At 76.5% G+C, this 20,833-nt stretch carries 6 protein-coding genes; all 6 read left to right on the top strand.

Features of this window, described 5'->3' with window-relative positions:
• The first annotated feature begins 249 nt into the window (after nt 1-249).
• Nucleotides 250-459 carry an MbtH family protein gene (locus tag MTO91_RS12310; RefSeq protein WP_476654559.1) on the top strand — a complete coding sequence of 70 codons (210 nt, stop codon included), beginning with the start codon at nt 250-252 and terminating at the stop codon, nt 457-459.
• 68 nt (nt 460-527) lie between these two features.
• Nucleotides 528-935, top strand: a complete 408-nt coding sequence (panD, locus tag MTO91_RS12315; RefSeq protein WP_178375031.1) for an aspartate 1-decarboxylase — start codon at nt 528-530, stop codon at nt 933-935.
• A 35-nt stretch (nt 936-970) separates the two neighbouring features.
• Nucleotides 971-4,426 carry a non-ribosomal peptide synthetase gene (locus tag MTO91_RS12320; RefSeq protein ID WP_476654560.1) on the top strand — a complete coding sequence of 1,152 codons (3,456 nt, stop codon included), beginning with the start codon at nt 971-973 and terminating at the stop codon, nt 4,424-4,426.
• 86 nt (nt 4,427-4,512) lie between these two features.
• Nucleotides 4,513-18,726, top strand: a complete 14,214-nt coding sequence (locus MTO91_RS12325; RefSeq protein ID WP_476654561.1) for an amino acid adenylation domain-containing protein — start codon at nt 4,513-4,515, stop codon at nt 18,724-18,726.
• On the top strand, nt 18,726-20,084 hold the full coding sequence (locus tag MTO91_RS12330; RefSeq protein WP_405417422.1) for an MFS transporter: 1,359 nt from the start codon (nt 18,726-18,728) through the stop codon (nt 20,082-20,084). The genes MTO91_RS12325 and MTO91_RS12330 overlap by 1 nt, the downstream gene beginning before the upstream one ends.
• Nucleotides 20,081-20,764: a formyltransferase family protein gene (locus MTO91_RS12335; protein ID WP_405417420.1), complete on the top strand. Its 684-nt coding sequence runs from the start codon at nt 20,081-20,083 to the stop codon at nt 20,762-20,764. Before MTO91_RS12330 ends, MTO91_RS12335 begins: the two co-directional genes overlap by 4 nt.
• Nucleotides 20,765-20,833: the final 69 nt, after the last annotated feature.

The following is a 20,833-nucleotide window of genomic DNA, read 5'->3' on the forward strand; positions in this document are numbered from 1 at the left end:
GACCCGGGCGTCGCGATCGCACCACCCGTGCACGACCGGTCGGTGACCGGTGGCGGTCGGACGACCGGCGACGTCGTCGAGCGCCGGGACCCGTCCGGGTGGCTCCGCGGCACGTCCCGAGGACGCCACGCGGCAGGACGCACCCCTGGCGGATCTGATCACTCTGCGTGATGCCGGGAGCGGCCGCCCGCGTCCCGCAGGCCGCGCCGCGCGCTGACCCGACCCGACCGGACGACCGAGGAGACAGCCATGTCCGAGAACCCGTTCGACGACGAGACCGGGACGTTCCACGCCCTGGTCAACGACGAGGGCCAGTACTCCCTGTGGCCCGCGTTCGCCGCCGTGCCCCCGGGCTGGCAGGTCGCGCACGGTCCGGCCGACCGCGCGTCCTGTCTCGCGCACGTCGAGGAGCACTGGACCGACCTGCGTCCGCGCAGCCTGGTCGACCGCAGAGGCTGACCGGCCCACCCTCACCCCCCGAAACGGAAGGAACCCCCATGCCCGGCGTCGCCGATGTCGTCCCGCAGGTGTACCGCACGCTGCTCAGCGGCAAGATCCACCGCGCCACGGTCACCCAGGCCGACCTGCACTACGTCGGTTCGCTGACCGTCGACGAGGACCTCATGGACGCGGCCGGGCTGGTCGAGGGCGAGAAGGTCCAGGTCCTCGACATCGACAACGGCAACCGTCTCGAGACCTACGTCATCACCGGTGAGCGCGGCACCGGCGTGATCGGGGTCAACGGGGCCGCGGCACACCTCGTCCACCCCGGCGACCTCACGATCATCGTCGCCTACCAGCAGGTCCCGCAGTCCGCCGTCGCCGACCACGTGCCGCGCGTCGTCCACGTCGACGCCCACAACCGGATCGTCGAGCTCGACACCGACCCCGCCGCGCCGGTGCCCGGAGCCCTCGACCAGCTCGCCGGTCGCTGAGCGTCCGCCACCACTGCGCAGGAGGAGCACCCCTGATGAGCCCCGTGTCCACCGACGAGCTCCGTGAGCTGATCGCCGGCCTCGTCGACGAGGAGCCCGAGGACGTCGGCGACGACGACGACCTGTTCGAGCTCGGCCTGCAGTCCATCGCGCTCATGCGCCTGGTCTCGCGCTGGCGCGACGACGGGTTCGACGTGGGGTTCGGCGACCTCGCCGCCCGCCCGACCGTCGCGGCGTGGGCCGCGCTGCTGGCGCGCCGCCCCGACGCCGACCCGGCGACGGACGGCCCCGACGACCGGCCCACCGGAGCCGACCGGCCCGCCGGGACCGAAGGAGACGCCGAGTTCGGGCTGGCCCTGCTCCAGCACGCGTACTGGGCGGGCCGCGACCCGGCCCAGCCCCTGGGCGGGGTGGCTCCGCACCTGTACCTGGAGTTCGACGGCCCCGGTCTGGACCCCGACCGGCTGGCCGCCGCCCTGCGCCGGCTCGTCGACCGGCACCCGATGCTGCGCGCCCGCATCACCGACAACGGCCGCCAGGAGATCCTGCCCGCCACCGGTCAGGGCGCGCCCGCCGTGCACGACTTGCGCACGGTGGGCGACGCCGAGCGCGCCGAGCGCCTGGCCGCGACCCGGGACGCGATGTCGCACGAGATGCTCGCGATCGAGAGTGGCGAGGTGTTCCGTGTCGCGGTGAGCCTGCTGCCCGACGGTGCCCGGCTGCACGTCGACGTCGACATGGTCGCCGCCGACGCTGTCAGCTTCCGGGTGCTGCTCGCCGACCTGGCCCACTGCTACGAGCAGTGCCTCGACGCGCCCGAGACCGAGCCGATCGGCGTCACCTACCGGGAGTACCTGCAGGCCAGGCCGGGCGCCCGGCAGGCCGCGTCCGCCGCCGCCCGCGCCTACTGGGAGGGTCGCGCCGCGGAGCTGCCCGGCGCGCCCGAGCTGCCTGCGCTCGAGCACGGCACCGGGCGCCCGCGCGCACAGCGGCTCGCGTTCACCCTGGCCGGCGACGAGCGGGACGCGGTGTTCGCGGCGTGCCGCCGCCACGGTCTGACCGCGGCCGCCGTCATCGCCACCGCCTACGCCGAGGTCGTCGGCGCGTGGAGCGCGCAGCCGCGGTTCGTGGTGAACGTCCCGCTGTTCGACCGCGACCCGGTGCACCCCGAGATCGACCGGGTCGTCGGCGACTTCACGGGGTCGGTGCTGCTCGAGGTCGACCTCACGACGCCCGCGACGTTCCTGGAGCGGGCGCGCGCCGTCCAGCACCGGCTGCACTCCGACGCCGAGCACGCCGCGTTCTCCGGCGTGGAGGTGCTGCGCGAGCTCGGCCGCCGCGCGGGCGAGCAGGTCCTGGCGCCGGTGGTGTTCACCAGCGGGCTGAACCTCGGCGAGCTGTTCGACGAGCGGGCGCGGGCGCTGTTCGGCGACCCGGTGTGGATGATCTCGCAGGGGCCGCAGGTCCTGCTGGACGCGCAGATCACCGAGGTCGGCGGGCAGCTCCTGGTCAACTGGGACGTCCGCGCGGACCTGCTGCCCGACGGCGTCGGCGAGGCCATGTTCGCCGCGTTCAGCCGGCTCGTGCGCGGCCTGGGGGAGGAGCGGACCTGGTCCGTGCCCGTCCCGGCGCTGCTGCCCGCCGGCCAGCTCGCCGTCCGCGAGCGCGTCAACACCACCGCCGCCCTGCCGCCGGCGCGGCCGCTGCACCACGACTTCTTCACCGGCGCCGCCGCCCGCGGGGACGCCCCCGCCGTCGTCGCCGGCTCCGGGGTGCTGGGCCACGCCGAGCTGGCCGACCGGGCGCTGCGGGTGGCGGCCGGGCTCCGCGAGCGCGGCGTCGCACCGGGCGAGCCGGTCGCGGTGACGCTGCCCCGCGGACCGGAGCAGGTCGTCGCGGTGCTCGGGGTGCTCGCCGCCGGCGGCACCTACGTGCCGCTGGGCGTGGAGCAGCCGCCCGCCCGGGTCGAGCGGATCCGGGCGGTCTCCGGACACCGGTGGGCGATCACCGCCGAGCCGGGGGAGGACCGCGTCACCCTCGCCGAGCTCCTGGCGCACGCGCCGCTGCCCGAGGCGGCCGTCCCCGACCCGGAACAGGTCGCCTACCTGCTGTTCACCTCCGGCTCCACCGGTGAGCCGAAGGGCGTCGAGGTCCCGCACCGGGCCGCCGTCGCCACCCTCGACGACCTGGTCCGCCGCTACCGGATCGGCAGCGGCGACCGGACGCTGGCGGTCTCCGCGCTCGACTTCGACCTGTCGGTGTTCGACCTGTTCGCGGTGCTCGGGACCGGCGGTGCCGTCGTCGTCCTGCCCGAGGGCGCCCAGCGCGACCCCGACCACTGGGCGGGCGCGGTCCGCGAGCACGGCGTCACGATCCTCAACTGCGTGCCCGCGCTGCTCGACGCGCTGCTGGCCACCGGGCACGACCTCGGCCCCACCCTGCGCCAGGTCCTGCTCGGCGGTGACCGGGTGGGCACCGACCTCCCCGGGCGGCTGCGCGAGCGGGTGCCCGGCTGCGGCTTCGCCGGTCTCGGCGGGACGACCGAGACCGCGATCCACTCCACCGTCACCGAGGTCGGCGACGGCCCCGGCGCCGTCGACCCGGACTGGCGGTGCGTCCCCTACGGCACCCCGCTCGACGGGGTCGCGCTGCGCGTCGTCGACCACCTCGGCCGCGACGCCCCCGACCACGTGCCCGGCGAGCTGTGGATCGGCGGCGCCGGGGTGGCGCACGGCTACCGCGGTGACCCGGACCGCTCCGCGGACCGCTTCCTGACCCTCGACGGGCGGCGCTGGTACCGCACCGGGGACCTCGCCCGTTACCGGGCCGACGGCACCGTGGAGTTCCTCGGCCGCCGCGACGACCAGGTCAAGCTCAACGGTTTCCGGGTCGAGCTGGGAGAGGTGGAGGCCGCCACCGCCGCGGTCGACGGGGTCGCCCGCGCGGTCGCCGTCGTCGTCGGCGACGCGGTGCTCGCGGTCGCGGTGCACGGCACCGCCGATCCCGACGCCGTCGCGGCCGCGCTCCCGGAGGCGCTGCCGCCGCACATGGTCCCGCGGGCCGTCGTCGCGCTGGACCGGGTGCCGCTGACCACGAACGGGAAGATCGACCGCCGGGCCGTGCGGGCCGCCGTCGCCGAGCGGGTGGCGGCCGGCGCGGACCGGGTCGAGCCCGGCTCCGCGCTGGAGCGGGTGGTGGCCCGGGTGTGGGCGCAGGTGCTCGACCACGACGGCCCGGTCGGCGTCGAGACGCCGCTGTTCGCCCTCGGCGGGGACTCGGTGCTGGTCACGGTGATCGTCTCGCAGCTGCGGGAGCTGCTCGACACCGACGCCGTGTCCGCACGCACGGTGTTCGCCCACCCCACGGTGCGGGAGCTGTGCCGGGCCCTGCGCGAGCAGGAGCCCGAGCGCGTCGACGCCGTCGCCGAGGTCGTCGACGAGATCGAGTCCCTCGCCGAGGACGACCTCGACCGGGCGCTGGCCGAGCGGTGAGCCACCGCCCGCGCGGCTGAGCCCCGCCGCCCCGCACCCGAACGACCGCACCCATCCGTCCCGCCCGGGACACCGGAGGCCGCACCATGACCAGTCTCGACGAGCGCAAGCGCGCCCTGATCGCCCGGCGCCTGGCCGAGGCCGGCCTGCGCCGCAGCGACCCCGCCGCCGCGCCGCGCCGGGCCGGTCGGACCGAGTTCCCGCTGTCGTTCGCGCAGCGGCGGATGTGGCTGCACCACCAGATCGTGCCGGACAGCACCGCGTTCAACCTGTGCATCGAGCTGACCCTCGACGGGGACCTGGACGAGACGGCCCTGCGGGCGGCGTTCGACGCGCTGGTGGCCCGGCACGAGGTGCTCCGCACGACCTACCACGCCGGCGACGACGGCGACCCGTTCCAGCGGGTGCACGACACGCTCGGCTACCTCTGGGAGGTCCTCGACGCGCCCGGGACCGACGCCGCCGCGCGTCGTGCGTGGGTCCGCGAACTGGCCCGCGAGCGGGCGTCGCGGCCCTACGACCTCGCCGCGGACTCCGCGCTGCGGGTGGCGGTGGTCCGGGAGGGCGCGGCGCGCACGACGGTGCTGCTGCAGGTCCACCACATCGCCTGGGACGGCCTCACCTTCGCGGTGATCTCCCGCGACCTGGAGCGTGCCTACCGGCAGGCTCTGGAGGGGGCGGTGACCACGACCCCGCCGCTGCGTCAGGTCGCGGACTTCGCCGACGCCGAACAGCGGGCCTGGGCCGGCGGCGACGGGGGCGCCGGGGCCGACGCCGCGTACTGGCGGGAGCAGCTCGCCGAGCCGGTGCCCGCGCTGTTCGACCGGCTGCCCGCCGAGGACCCGGCGGCGGACGTCGAGGCGGGGGGACGGGTGGACCGGCGCTTCTCCCCGGCCTCCGCCCAGGCCGTGCGGGAGCTGTCCGCGCAGCTGGGCACGACGCCGTACACGGTGGTGCTCGCCTGCTACAGCGCCGTGCTGAGCCGGTTCGCCGGGACCGGTGACGTCGCCGTCGGCACCGCCGTCGTCAACCGCGAGGACAGCGGGGTCACCGAGCTCGTCGGCAACTTCGGCAACCTCGTGGTGCTGCGCTCGGCCGTGCGGCCCGACGACACCGTCCGGTCGCTCACCGGCCGGGTCGCGGCCGTGGCGGCCGACGGGTTCGGGCACCAGGGCTTCCCCTACGACCAGCTCGTCGAGCTGCTGAACCCGTCGGCGTCCGGGCAGGCCCGCTCGCTGTTCGAGGCCCAGCTGCTGTTCCTCACCCAGAAGCTGCACGGCCCGCAGCTGCCCGGCACCACCACGAGCTGGCTGCGCACCGACAACGGCACCGCCCAGCACCCGCTGGCACTGGAGGTGTTCCTCACCGACGACGGCTTCGACGTCGAGGCCACCTACGCCGCGGCGCACCTCACCGCGGACGCGGTGTCCACCCTGCTGGCCGACCTGGAGGCGCTGCTCGAGGACGCCGGGGCCGACCCGGACCGCCGGCTCGCCGACATCTTCACCACCCGCCCGGTGCACCGGTCGGTCACCGGCACCGACGGCGGACCCCGCTGGACCCCGGCGGACGCGCTCGGCCCGGGCGCCGCCGCCCGCGCCGGGGAGGTGGCCCTGGTCGGCGCGCCCGCCCCCGGCCGTGCGCCGGTGGAGGTCACCGTCGCCGAGCTCGACGACGCCGCCGACCGCGTCGCCGCCGCGCTGCGTGCGCGCGGCATCGGCCCGGAGGACCGGGTCGCCGTGCTGCTGCCCCGCACCACCGGCCTGGCCACCGCGGTGCTCGGTGTGCTCCGCGCCGGCGCGGTCCTCGTGCCGGTGGACCCCGGCTACCCGGCCGCGCGGATCCGGCACGTGCTCACCGACTCCGCGCCCGCCCTGGTGATCACCGACGGTGCCGTCACCGCACCCGCCGGCGCGGCCGGTGCGGCCACGGCGACCGTCGCGGACCTGTCGACGGGCCCGGCCCCGGACCGGCCGTTCGACCGGCCGCATCCCGATCAGGCCGCCTACCTCGTGTACACCTCCGGCTCGACCGGTGTGCCGAAGGGCGTGCTCGGCACGCACCGTGGCCTGGCCCGGCGGCTGGACTGGGCGGACCGCGCCTGGCCGGTGGAGCCCGGTGACGTCCGGGTCGCCAAGAGCTCGATCGCCTTCATCGACGGGGTCACCGAGCTGCTCGCCGCACTCGCCGGTGGGGCGCGGGTGCTCGTCGCCGACGACGCCACCGCGACCGAGCCGGAGGCACTGGCCCGGCTGCTGCGCACCGAGCCGGTCGCGCAGGTCACCGCCGTCCCGTCGCTGGTGTCGGTGCTCGCCGAGACCCCCGGCCCGGTCGCGGTGCGCCGCTGGGTCTGCTCCGGCGAGCCGCTGACGGCCACGGCCGTCGCGGCCGCGCGGGCGTGGGCGCCCGGCTCGGTCGTCGTGAACTCCTACGGCTCCTCCGAGGTCGCCGGTGACGTGCTCGCCGGCGAGGTCGACGGCGACGAGCGCGTCACCGCCGGCCGCGTGGTGCCCGGCAGCACCGTTGTGCTGCTCGACCGGTTCCTGGCCCCGGTGCCCGACGGCGTCGTCGGCGAGCTCTACGTCGGCGGTGAGCAGGTGGCCCGCGGCTACGCCGGACGGGCGGGCGAGACCGCCGCCCGGTTCGTCGCCGACCCCGCGGTGCCCGGTGCCCGGCTCTACCGCACCGGTGACCTCGCCCGCCGCCTGCCCGACGGCCGGTTCGAGCTGCTCGGGCGCGCCGACGACCAGGTCACCGTGCGCGGGGTGCGGGTCGAACCCGGCGAGGTGGAGGCCGTCCTCGTCGCGCAGCCGGGCGTGCGGTCGGCCGTGGTCGTCGCCCGCACGGTCGGCGACGGACCGTCCCTGGTCGCGTACGTCGTCCCGGCCGAGCACGCCGACGAGTCCGTGGGCGAGGACCTGCGCGCGGCCGTGGCGCAGCGGCTGCCGTCGCAGTTCGTGCCGGCCGCGGTCGTCGTGCTCCCGGAGCTGCCGCGCACCCCCGGTGGCAAGATCGACAAGCGGGCGCTGCCGGCGCCCGGCCGCGTCCACGCCGGCTCACGGCCGCCCGGCGACGACCGTGAACGCGCGCTGTGCGCCCTGTTCTCCGAGCTCCTCGACCGCACCGGCATCGGCGTCGACGACGACTTCTTCGCCCTCGGCGGGCACTCGCTGTCCGCGCTGCGCCTGGCCAACCGGGTGCAGGCACGGCTCGGCGCCCCGGTCACGGTGCCCGACGTCTTCGCCCGCCCGACCGTCGCCGGTCTCGCCGCGCTGGTCGCCGGCCGGGACCCCGCCGGGACCGAGGACCGGGACCCGGCGACGGCCGACGGCCCGGTCCGCCGCCCGGACACCGCACCCGCGGTCCTCGCGCCCGCCCAGCATCCGATGTGGACGCTCTACCGGATGCAGGGGCCGGGCGCGGCCTACAACGTCCCGCGCGAGTGGACCGTCGACGGCCCGTTCGACGCCGGGGCGTTCCGCGCGGCGCTGCACGACGTCGTCGCCCGGCACGAGGCGCTGCGCACGACCTACGGCGAGACCGCCGACGGCACGGTGACCGTGCACGTCCATCCGGCCGGTGAGCTGCCGGTGCACGTCGGGACGGGTGCCTGCGACGAGGCGGGCGCCGACGCGACGCTCGCCGCGCTCGTCGGGTACCGCTTCGACCTGGAGCGCGAGGCCCCGGTCCGCGCCGAGGTCGTCCGCACCGCCGCCGACCGCCACCGCATCGGGCTCGTGTGTCACCACATCGCCGTCGACGAGTGGTCCCTGCGGGTCCTGCTCGCCGACCTCGGCACCGCCTACGCCGCCCGCCGCGCCGGGCGCACCCCCGCCCTGCCCGCACCGCCGCTGCGCCACGGCGACGTCGCCGCCTGGCAGGCCGGGCTCGTCGGGACCCCGCAGGAGCCCACCGACCGGGCCCGGCGCCAGCTGGACTTCTGGGCCGACCGGCTGACCGGCGCGCCGCCGGTCACCACGCTCCCCACCGACCGGCCCCGGCCCGAGGCGCCCGGCGGAGGCGGTGCCGAGCTCCGCACCGAGTTCGGCCCCGAGCTGGCCGCGGCGCTCGGCGCCGCCGCCCAGCGGCACGGGACCAGCATGTTCATGCTGCTGCACGGCGCGCTGGCCGTGCTGCTCGAGGCGCACGCCGACGCCGACCGCGACCCCGGCGACGACGCCGGTGACGCCGTCGTCATCGGCACCCCGGTCTCGGCGCGGCGGCACGCGGGCGCCGAGGACGTCGTCGGGTTCGCGCTGACCACCCTCGCGCTGCGGCTGGACCTGCACGGCGACCCGACCCTGGCCGAGGTCCTGGACCGGGCCCGCACCGCGGACCTGGCCGCGATGGAGCACGCCGACGTCCCCTTCGACCGCGTCGTCGACCGGGTCGCCCCCGAGCGGGGCGCGGCCTCTCCGCTGTTCCAGGTGGAGCTGCTCTACCTGCGCACCGACCCCGACCGCAGCGAGCTCGACCTCGACGGCGCCGTCACCACGGCGGTGCGCACCGGCACCGGCTCGGCGAAGTTCGACGCGACCTTCGCCTTCCACGAGTCGGTCACCGACACGGGCGACCCGCGGCTCGGCGTGATCGTCGAGTACGCCACCGAGCTGTACGACGCCACGACGATCGAGGCGGTCCTCGCACGGCTGGAGCGGGTGCTGGAGCTGGTCGCCTCGGCTCCCGGGACCCGGCTCTCGCAGCTGCGGCTCGACCCGCCCGCCCCGGGACCCGACCCGGCACCGACCGGTGCCGACGGTCTCCCGGCCACCCTCGCCGCGCTGTTCACCGCGACCGTCGCGGCCCGGCCCGACGCCCCCGCACTGGTCGGGGGGGCGGAACGGCTGACCTGGGCCGGGCTCGCCGACCGCGCCGGGCGGCTGGCCGCCGTGCTCGTCGCCGACGGGGTCCGCCCGGGGGACCGGGTCGCCGTCGGTGTCCCGCGCGGCGCCGACATGGTCGTCGCGATGCTCGCGGTCGCCCTGGCCGGGGCCACCGCGGTGCCGCTGGACGTCGAGTCCCCGGCGAGCCGCCTCGCACTGATCGTCGGTGACGCCCGGCCGCGCTGCCTGCTGGCCGTCGCCACGACCCCGGGGGCCGTGACCGGTCTCGGCCCCCGCGTCGTCGCCGTCGACGCGCTCCCGGCGGACGTCGCACCGCTGCGCGAGCCCGTCGCCGTGCCCGCCGCGCAGCCGGCGTACGTCGTCTACACCTCCGGGTCCACCGGCCGTCCCAAGGGCGTCGAGGTCCCGCACCGTGCGGTGCTGTCGCTGCTGGCGGCGACCGTCGCACCCGGCGGCACCATGGACGTCACCGCCGACGACGTGTTCTCCCTGGTCCACTCGATCGCCTTCGACGTGTCGGTGTTCGAGCTGTGGGGCGCGGTCGCGACCGGCGCGACGGTCGTCGTCGTCGACGGCGACACCGCCCGCGACCCGGAACGCCTCTGGGCGCTGATCGCGGCCGAGCGGGTCAGCGTGCTCAGCCAGACGCCCTCGGCGTTCGGGCCCCTGGCCCTCGCCGAGCCGGCCGGCTCCGCCGTCGCCGAGAGCCTGCGCTACGTCGTGTTCGCCGGGGAGGCGCTCGAACCGCGGCTGCTGCGGGACTGGTGTGCCCGGCACACCCCCGGCGCCCCGGTGCTGGCCAATCTCTACGGCATCACCGAGACCACCGTGCACACCACCTACCGCGAGATCGGCACCGCGGACCTCGACCGGCCGGTCAGCCCGGTCGGGGGTCCCCTCGCCGGGCTGGCGGTGCGGCTGCTCGACCGGCGGCTGCGACCGGTCCCGCCGGGCGTCGTCGGCGAGATCCACGTCGCCGGTGCCCAGCTGGCCCAGGGCTACGCCGACCGCCCCGGCCTCACCGCCGTCCGGTTCGTCGCCGACCCCGACGGCCCGCCCGGCACCCGGCTCTACCGCTCCGGTGACCTCGCCCGGTTCGACCGGGCCGGTGAGCTGGAGTTCGCCGGCCGCGCCGACGAGCAGGTGAAGATCCGCGGCTACCGGGTCGAGCTGGGCGAGGTCGACGCCGGCCTGCTCGCGCTGCCCGGGATCGCGCAGGCGGTCACCCGGGTGCACACCGGCACCGACCCCGCCGACCGGCGGCTCGTCGGCTACGTCGTGCCCGCCCCCGGTGCCGCGGCCGACCCCGCCGCGCTGCGCAGCGCCCTGGGCGACCTCCTGCCCGGTTACATGGTCCCCGCCGCGATCGTCGTCCTGGACCGGCTGCCGCTGACCGTCAACGGCAAGCTCGACCGCCGCGCACTGCCCGAACCCGACTTCGGCGGCGGCCCCGCCGCGACGGACCGCGAGCCCGCCGACGACGTCGAGCGGACCCTGTGCGCCGCCTTCGCCCACGTCCTCGGAGCCGGCCGGGTCGGCCCGGACGACGACTTCTTCGCCCTCGGCGGCGACAGCATCCTCGCCACCCGGGTCGTGCGGACCGTGCGCGAGGCCGGGCTCGACGTCCGCACCGCGCACGTGTTCGCCCACCGGACCCCGGCCGGGATGGCCCGCGCCGCGGGCACGGCGCCGCGGGCGGCCCGCGCCGACACCCGCCCGCTGCGCGACCTGCTCGGGCTCGGCCCGGCCGACGTCGCGGCGCTCGGCGAGCGGGTCGGCGGCACCGCGACCGACGTCTGGCCGCTGTCGCCGCTGCAGGAGGGGCTGTACTTCCAGTCCGTCTACGACACCTCCGACACCTCCGGGTCCGCGGCGGGCGGCGACGTCTACATCCTGCATACCGTGTTCACCCTGGACCGGGCCCTGGACCGGGAGCGGCTGGAGGGAGCGCTGGCCCGGTTGGTCGCGGCCACGCCGCTGCTGCGGGTCGCGTTCACCACCGACGACCGGGGCCGCCCGGTCCAGGTCGTCCGTGACCACCTGCCGGCGCTGCCGGTCGAGGAGCGGTCCGCCGGATCCGTGGACGAGGCCCGGGCTCTGGCCGCGGCCGAGCGGGCGCGGCCGATCCCGCTCGACGCGCCGCCGCTGTTCCGCCTGCTCCTCGTGCACCTGCCCGACGGCCGGGACCGGCTGGTGCTGACCAACCACTTCCAGCTGTTCGACGGCGCCTCGGCCATGCGCGTGGCGGACCGCTTGCTCACCCTGCACGACGGCGGCGAGCCGCCGGCGGCGCCCGGCTACGACACGTACCTGCGCTGGACCGCCGACCAGGACGAGAAGACCTCGCGCGAGGCGTGGGCGCAGGCCTACGCCGACCTCACCGCCCCCACCCTGGTCGCGGGGGAGGAGCAGCGGTCCTTCACCGAGCCGTCGTCGCGGATCGGGACCCGGCTCGGGGTCCCGCTCTCCGACCGGGTCCGGGCCGTCGCCGCCGGGCACGGGGTCACCGTCAACACCGTCCTGATCGCGGCGCTCGGCGTCGTGCTCGGGCACGCCACCGGCGGCGACGACGTCGTCCTCGGCACCCCGATGGCCGTCGCCCCGGACGAGATCGCCGGCATGGAGCACGCCGTCGGGCTGTTCCTCAACACGGTCCCCGTCCGGGTCCGGCTCGCCCCCACCGACACCGGCGCCGACGTGCTGCGCCGGCTCGGCGACGAGCGCGCCGGGCTCGTCGCGCACGAGTACCTCGGGCTGGGGCAGATCCAGCAGGCCACCGGCCGGCCGCGGCTGTTCGACACCCTGTTCACGCTGCGCAACGCCTGGGACGCCTTCGCCGAGGCCGCGCAGCGGCACGGGATGGCCGACGTCGAGACCCTCGACGACTCGCACTTCCCGCTGTCGTTCGCGGTGAACCCGTTCGACGACATGGAGCTGACCGTCGACCACCGGCCGGAGGCCGTCGACACCGGCACGGCCCGGCAGCTGATGGACCGCTTCGTCGCCGTGCTCGACGCCCTCACCGCCACTCCGGGCGCACCGCTGGCCACGATCGACCCGGGCGTCGCGCCGCACACCGAGGACACCGCCGCCCCGGTCTCCGACGCGACGATCGCCGAGCTGCTCGCCGAGCGTGCGGCGCGCTGCCCGGAGCGCACCGCGCTGGTCGCGGGGGAGTCCCGGCTGAGCTTCGCCGAGCTCGACGCACAGGTCACCCGCACCGCGCGGGTCCTGCGGTCCCGCGGCGCCGGCCCCGAGACCGTCGTGGCACTCGGACTGCCACGCTCGACCGCCAACGTCGTCGCGCTGTTCGCGGTGCTGCGGGCCGGGGCGGCCTACGTGCCGCTGGAGCTGGACCACCCCGACGATCGGCTCGCCGAGATCCTCACCGCCTCGGGTGCCGCACTGCTGGTCACCGACTCGACCGTCGCGCCGCGCTTCGACCGGGCCGTCCCGCAGGTGCGCCTGGACGAGCCCGGGCTGTTCGACGGTGTCCCGGACACCCCGCTGACCGCCGAGGAGCTGGGTTCCTTCGCCCCCGGCACACCGGGCCGGCTCGACCACCCCGCGTACGTGATCTTCACGTCGGGGTCGACCGGGAAGCCCAAGGGCGTGGTGACCCCGTTCCGCGGGCTCACGAACATGCAGGTCAACCACCGTCGGGAGATCTTCGCCCCGACGATCGACGCGGCGGGCGGGCGGGTGCTGCGGATCGCGCACACGGTGTCGTTCGCGTTCGACATGTCCTGGGAGGAACTCCTGTGGCTCGTCGAAGGTCATGAGGTGCACGTCTGTGACGAGCAGCTGCGCCGGGATGCGGAGCGTCTGGTGGCCTACTGCGCCGAGCACGCGGTCGACGTCGTGAACGTGACCCCGACCTACGCCCACCACCTCTTCGCCTCGGGTCTGCTCGACGGGGACCACGTGCCCCCGCTGGTGCTGCTCGGCGGGGAGGCGGTCCCGGAGTCGGTGTGGACCCGCCTGCGCGACACCGACGGGACGTGGGGCTACAACCTCTACGGCCCCACCGAGTACACGATCAACACCCTCGGCGCCGGCACGAGCGACAGCCCGACCTCCACCGTGGGCACGGCGATCACCAACACCACGGCCCACGTCCTCGACGGCTGGCTGCGCCCGGTCCCCGACGGCGTGATCGGCGAGCTCTACATCGCCGGAGCAGGGCTGGCCCGCGGCTACCTCGACCGCCCCGCCCTCACCGCCGAGCGGTTCGTGGCAGACCCGTGGACGCCGGGCGCCCGGATGTACCGCACCGGTGACCTGGTGCGGCGGCGCAGCGACGGGAACCTGGACTTCCTGGGGCGCAGCGACGACCAGCTCAAGATCCGCGGTTACCGGGTGGAACCGGCCGAGATCGAGACCGCGCTGAGCGCCGCCGACGGTGTCTCCCAGGCCGCCGTCGTCGCCCGCCCGCACCCCGAGGTCCCCGGCCAACGGCGCCTCGCGGCCTACCTCGTCGGCACCGCGACACCCGAGGCGGCCCGCGAGGCCGTCGCGCGGACCCTGCCCGACTACATGGTCCCGACCCTCTGGGCCGTGGTCGAGAAGCTCCCGCTGACCGTCAACGGGAAGCTCGACGTCGCCGCGCTGCCCGAGCCGGCGGCGATCGCCCCCACCGGCGGCCGCGCACCGCGCACGCCCCTGGAGGAGACCCTCTGCTCGATCGTCGCCGAGGTGGTGGGCGTCGACGGGGTCGGCCCCGACGACGACTTCTTCGATCTCGGCGGGGACAGCATCTCCGCGCTCGCCCTGGCCAACCGGGCCCGCAAGGCGGGGATCCGGATCCGGCCCCGGCACGTGTTCGAGGCCCGCACCGTCACCCGGCTCGCCCCCTACGGCAGCCGCACCGCCGCCGCGCGCCCGGCCCTGCGGCCCGTGCAGCACGACGGACCCGAGCGGGAGATCTCGGCCGGGCAGCGGCAGATGCTCGCGCTGTCGCGGGTCGGCGGCCCCAGCGCGGTCTACAACGTGCCGGGCGTCCTGCGCCTGCACGGCCCGCTCGACACCGACGCGCTGCGCGCCGCCTGGCTCGACGTCCTCGGACGGCACGAGGTGCTGCGCACGACCTACCCCGACGGCACGACCACGGCCCGGGTGCTCGACCTCGACGCCGTCGGCCCGGCGATCACCGCCGAGCGGATCGACGCCGGCGACCTCGACGAACGGATCGAGGCCGCGGTGCGCGCCCCGTTCGACCTGGCCCGTGCGATACCCGCCCGCGTCACCCTGTTCGAGCTCGGCCCCGACGAGCACGTCCTGGTCGCGGTGCTGCACCACATCGCCGTCGACGAGTGGTCCTGGCGCCCCCTCATCGACGACCTCCAGACCGCCTACCGGGCACGGCTGCGCTCCGGCCCGGACGCGCCGTCGTCGCTGCCCGCGCCGGCCGTCCGCTACGCCGACTTCGCCGCCTGGCAGCGCGACTGCCTCGCCGACGGGTCGGACACCTCCGCCGCGGCGCAGCTGGACTTCTGGCGGACCACGCTGACCGGCGCCCCGGTCGAGACCACGCTGCCGGTCGACCGGCCGCGTCCCGCCGCCCCCACCGGAGCCGGCGACGCCGTGCCGGTCGAGGTCGGCCCGGAGCTCACCGCCGAGCTCCACCGGCTCGCCCGCTCGCACGACGTCACCGTGTTCATGCTGCTGCACGCCGCGCTCGCCGTGCTGCTGTCCCGGCACACCGGGTCACCCGACGTCGTCGTCGGCACCCCGATCTCGACCCGCTTCGACCCGGCGCTCGACGACGCGGTGGGCTACTTCCTCAACACCCTCGCCCTGCGGACCGACGTGGCCCCCGACCACACGGTGGCCGAGCTGCTGCGCGCGGTACGGGGCGCCGACCTCGACGCCTACGACCGGGCCGACGTGCCCTTCTCCGACGTCGTGGCGGCCGTGGCCCCGGACCGGGCGCCCGGGCGCAGCCCCCTGTTCCAGGTCATGGTGGTGTGCCTGGGCGGCGACGCGAACGCCCTGACCCCCCGCCTCGACGGCGTGGACGCGAGCGCCGACGTGGTCCGCACGGGAACGGCGAAGTTCGACGCGTCGTTCAACTTCACCGACACCCCCGACCTGCTGTCCGGCGTCGTCGAGTACTCCACGGACCTGTTCGACCGGTCCACGATGGAGCGCGTCGCCGACCGGATGGTCGCGGTGCTGCGGGCCTTCGCCGACGACCCGGGCCGTCCGGTCGGGTCGATCGACGTCCTCGCCCCGGCCGACCACGCCGACGCCGTCGCGCGTGCGGCCTCCGCGGTCGTCGACGTCCCGGACGTCACGATCGCGGAGCTGCTCGCCGAGCGTGCGGCGACCTGCCCGCAGCGCACCGCACTGGTCTCCGGCGACGAGCGCGTCACCTTCGCCGCGTTCGACGCCCGCGTGACCCGGCTGGCCCGCGTCCTGCGCTCCCGCGGGGCCGGCCCGGAGACGGTCGTGGCACTGGGTCTGCCGCGCTCGGTGGACAACGTCGTGGCGCTGTTCGCGGTGCTGCGGGCCGGGGCGGCCTACGTGCCGCTGGAGCTGGACCACCCCGACGATCGGCTCGCCGAGATCCTCACCGCCTCGGGTGCCGCACTGCTGGTCACCGACTCGGCCGTGGCCGCGCGGTTCGACGGTGGGGTGGAGCAGGTGCGTCTGGACGACGCCGGGCTGTTCGACGGTGTCCCGGACACCCCGCTGACCGACGACGAGCTGGGCGCCTTCGCGCCCGGCACCCCGGGCCGGTTGGACCACCCCGCGTACGTGATCTTCACGTCGGGGTCGACCGGGAAGCCCAAGGGTGTGGTGACCCCGTTCCGCGGGCTCACGAACATGCAGGTCAACCACCGCCGGGAGATCTTCGCGCCGACGGTCGACGCGGCGGGTGGGCGGGTGCTGCGGATCGCGCACACGGTGTCGTTCGCGTTCGACATGTCCTGGGAGGAACTGCTCTGGCTGGTCGAGGGCCACGAGGTCCACGTCTGCGACGAGCAGCTGCGCCGTGACGCCGAACGCTTGGTCGCCTACTGCGCCGAGCACGCGGTCGACGTCGTGAACGTGACCCCGACCTACGCCCACCACCTGTTCGCGGCCGGGTTCCTCGACGGGGACCACGTCCCGCCGCTGGTCCTGCTCGGTGGGGAGGCGGTGCCGGAGTCGGTGTGGTCGCGGCTGCGTGACACCGACGGGACATGGGGCTACAACCTGTACGGGCCCACCGAGTACACGATCAACACCCTCGGGGCGGGCACCACCGACAGCGCCACGTCGACCGTGGGCACGGCGATCACCAACACCACGGCCCACGTCCTCGACGGGTGGCTGCGTCCGGTGCCCGACGGCGTCGTCGGGGAGCTGTACATCGCCGGGACCGGGCTGGCCCGTGGCTACCTGGACCGGCCGGGCCTCACCGCGGAGCGGTTCGTCGCCGACCCGTGGACCCCGGGGGAGCGGATGTACCGCACGGGTGACCTGGTGCGTCGCCGTCCGGACGGGAACCAGGACTTCCTGGGCCGCAGCGACGACCAGCTGAAGATCCGCGGCTACCGGGTGGAACCGGCGGAGGTCGAGACCGCGCTGGGCGCGGTGGACGGTGTCTCCCAGGCAGCCGTCGTCGCCCGCACGACCGGGACGACGAAGCGGCTGGCGGCCTACCTGGTGGGCCGGGCCGACGTGGAGACGGTCCGCGACGCGGTGGCCCGCGTGCTGCCCGACTACATGGTGCCCACCCTGTGGGCGGTCGTCGACGCGCTGCCGCTGACCGTCAACGGCAAGCTCGACACCGGCGCACTGCCCGAGCCCGCCCCGGTCGCCCGGCGTGCCTCCCGCGCCCCGCGCACCCCGCTCGAGGAACGGCTGTGCGCGATCGTCGCCGACGTCCTCGGGCTCGACACGGTCGGCATCGACGACGACTTCTTCGGCCTCGGCGGCGACAGCCTCGGCGCCATCGACATCGCCACCACCGCCCGGCGCGAGGGCATCGAGCTGCGCGTGCGGGACCTGCTCGTCGCCGGGACGGTCGCCGCGGTCGCGGCGGCGCTCGACCGCGGCGACGGTGACGCCGGCGAGGGCGACGACACGGTCGGTACGGCGGGAACGGCCGCCGCCGGGCCCTCGGCCACCCCGGCCACCGAGGAGCCCGGCACCGCCCCGCTCACCCCGGTCCTGTCCTGGCTCGGGTCCCTGGGCGGCCCGGTCGCCGGCCGGGCGCAGGCGGTGCTCGTCACCACCCCCGCCGGGTTCGGCGCCGACGACCTCACCGCGCTGGCCGACGCCCTGCTCACCCGGCACCCGGTGCTGCGCTCGGCCCTGGAGACCGGCTCCGACGGGCACTGGAGGGGTCTGCGGATCCTCCCGCGCCGCGACGCCGACCCGGCGGCGCTGGTCCGGCGGGTGCCCGTCGACCCGGCCGCCGGGGACGACGCGCTCACCCGCGCCGTCACCGCGGCGACCCGCACCGCCCGCGCCGAGCTCGACGCCGGACCCGGCGGGATGCTGCGCCTGCTCTGGTTCGACCGCGGCACCGCACCGGGCAGGCTCGCGGTCGTCGCGCACCACCTCGCGGTGGACGGGACGTCGTGGCGGGTGCTCGCCGAGGACATCGCCACCCACGGCACCGGGGCCGGACCGGCGCCCGAGGCCACCGGCTTCGCCGCGTTCGCCGCACGGCTGCACGCGCACGGCGCGGGCCCCGGGGTCCGCGCCGAGGCCGGGTTCTGGCAGGAGGTCCTGGACGCGGCCGTCCCGCTGCCCGTGCGGCGCCCGCGCGACGGGGGCGACACCCACGCGACCGTCCGCGAGACCACCTCGTCCTGCCCCGGCGACGTCGTCACGGCGCTCGCGCGGCGCCACGGCACCGGGGCCGAGGCGGTGCTCCTCGCCGCGCTCGGCGAGGCCCTCACCGTCACCGGACCCGACGGGCCCGTGCTGGTCGACCTGGAGCACCACGGCCGCGCCGAGGAGCTCGGACCCGACGTCGACCTCGCCCGCACGGTCGGCTGCCTCACCGTGCTCGCCCCGGTCCCCGCGCACGGCAGCCCCGGCCCGGAGGTGCCCGACGCGGCAGCGGCGCTCACCCGGGCCCGCGACGCCGTCGCCGCGCCCCCCGGGCGGGGCCTGGGCTGGGGCCTGCTGCGGTACCCGGCCGAGGGCACGCCACGGGTCACCGGGCCGGGAGCGGAGGTCGCGCTGAACTGGCTCGGTCGCACCACCCGGCCCGCCGGGACCGCGGGCGGCGGCTGGGAGCTCGCCCCCGAGCAGGACGCAGTGCGGATCGGACCCGCGCCCGGCGTGCGGACCGGGCACTCGCTCGTCGTCGACGTGCTGGTGCGCGACACCGCCGGGGGCCCCGTGCTGGAGGCGACGTTCGGCCACCCCACCGGTGTCCTCGACGCCGCCACGGTCGACCGGGTCGCGGCCCGCTGGGCCGAGGTCCTCACGACCTGGGCGGGGCGTCGCTGATGGCGTCCCTGCTGGTCGACGTCAGCCCGCTGCGCGAGGACCGGACGTTCCGCAACCTGTTCGTCGCCCGGACCATCCTGCTGTTCGGGGTGGGGATCGTCGCGGTCACCGTGCCGCTGGAGGTGTACGCCCGCACGGGGTCCACCCCCGTCGTCGGGATGGTGACCGCGATCGAGTCGGCGGCGTTCGTCGTCGGCTACCTCGGCGGCGGGGTCCTCGCCGACCGGGTGGACCGCTGGCTGCTGGTGCGGGTCACCTGGCTGGTCAGCGGGACGACGTTCGCCGGTCTCGCGGTGAACGCCGCCTGGATCGGCTCGACCCCGCTGACCGCCGCGCTGGTCGCCGCGAACGGGTTGTCCGGCGCCACCTGCATCACCGCCATGCTCGCCGTGACCCCGTCCATCGTGGACCGGGCGAAGCTGCACGCGGTCGGCGCGCTGAACACCGTGTCGCTGCGGCTCGGCGCGGTGGTCGCCCCGGCCGTCGGGGGCATCGTGTTCGCGGTCGCCTCGGCCCCGTGGAACTACACCGCGGGCGCGCTGGCCGCCGCGGCGACCTGGGTGCTGCTGATGGTCGCGCCACCGCCCGGCCGGGGACGGACCGCCGCGGCCGGATCGCCGCCGCCCGCCGGGCCCGGACCCGGTGCACCGGGGCCGCCCGGCACCGCCGAGGGCCCCGGGGCCGACGCCACCGGCGACCGGCCGGTCGCCGACGGGCCACCGGAGCCGGCCGAGAGCCCGCTGGCCGCGCTGCGGTCCGGCGCCCGGTTCGCCGTCCGGGAGCCGGTGGTGTCCGGCGTGATGGTGGCCGGACTGGTCGGGATGATCGGGGGCGGCTCGTTCGTGCTGGTCCCGGCGTTCGTCGAGGCCCGCTTCGGGGGCTCGTCCACCGTCGTCGGCCTCATGTACTCGGCGCTCGCCGCCGGGGTCGTGCTCGGCTCGCTGGGCAGCGGCTGGGTCCGGCGCAGCCCGCGGCCCGGTCGTCTCCTGCTGGTGCTGATGGTCGCCTGCTACGCCTGCTACGCGCTGGCGGGGGCGGCACCGACCGTCGCGCTGGTCCTCGCCGCGCTGGTCGCCGCCGGCGCCACGAACGCGATCGAGGAGGTGCTGAGGTACACGCTGCTGCAGCTCCGCACCCCCGACGCCCTGCTGGGCCGGGTGAACAGCCTGTTCGCCGCCCAGGCCATGACCGGCGCCGCGATCGGCGCCGTCGTCGCCGGGTCCGTCGGCGGCGTCGTCGGCGACGGCGACGCGCTCTGGGTCTACAACACCGTCACCGGCCTGGTCGCCGCGGCGACCGGGCTGCTGCTCGGACCACTGCGCCGGGTCACCCGCGCATCCATCGAGGAGGAACGATGATCTTCGTCGGCGACGGCGCCCTGCTGTGGCGCGCCGTCCGGCACGCCCGGGCCGACGGCCACCCCGTCGACCTCGTCTGCCACGGGCCCCGCACCACCCCGCCGCCCGGGTTCACCCCGGACGAGGCCCGCGCGGTCCACAGCGGGCACGACCTGGAGGAGCTCGCCGGGGAACTGGCCGCGCGCTGCACCGACGGTCTGCTGTGGTCGATCGACAACCCGTTCCTGTTCCGGGAGAAGGTGCTGGCCTCGGGGCTGCGGCTGCTCAACGTGCACGGGGGGCCGCTGCCCTCCTACCGGGGGCTGCCACCGGTGACGGCGGCCTACGCCGTGCTGCACGGCGAGACCTCCTTCGCCGCGACCCTGCACGAGATCGACGCCGGCATCGACACCGGTCCGGTGCTGGCCGAGGCCCGGTTCCCCGTCGACCCCGACGCCGTCCTGGAGGACGTGCTGTCCGACCTCGTCGAGGCCGCGCACCGGGCGTTCACCGACAACCTCGCCGCGGTCGCCGACGGCACCGCCGGACCGGCCCGCACACCCGGGGGCGACCCCGGCTACTACGGGCTCGCCGAGGGACTCGAGCTCGCCGGGATGCGCGACCACCCCCGCTACGACCAGGCCACCGACCTGGGGATGTTCGCCGACTACTACCCCGACGCCGCGGCGGCCTGGGGCTGACCCGGCGACGACGCCACCCACCACGTCCCGGCACCCCCACGACCCCACCCCCGGTGGCGCGAGCGCCGG

The organism is Pseudonocardia sp. 2-7 (genome assembly GCF_056341085.1).

Excerpts from the sequence above, each read along its gene's own strand:
- MTO91_RS12335 (WP_405417420.1), top strand. The coding sequence starts at position 20,081 with ATGATCTTCGTCGGCGACGGCGCCCTGCTGTGGCGCGCCGTCCGGCAC.
- MTO91_RS12310 (WP_476654559.1), top strand. The coding sequence starts at position 250 with ATGTCCGAGAACCCGTTCGACGACGAGACCGGGACGTTCCACGCCCTG.
- MTO91_RS12320 (WP_476654560.1), top strand. The coding sequence starts at position 971 with ATGAGCCCCGTGTCCACCGACGAGCTCCGTGAGCTGATCGCCGGCCTC.
- MTO91_RS12325 (WP_476654561.1), top strand. The coding sequence starts at position 4,513 with ATGACCAGTCTCGACGAGCGCAAGCGCGCCCTGATCGCCCGGCGCCTG.
- MTO91_RS12330 (WP_405417422.1), top strand. The coding sequence starts at position 18,726 with ATGGCGTCCCTGCTGGTCGACGTCAGCCCGCTGCGCGAGGACCGGACG.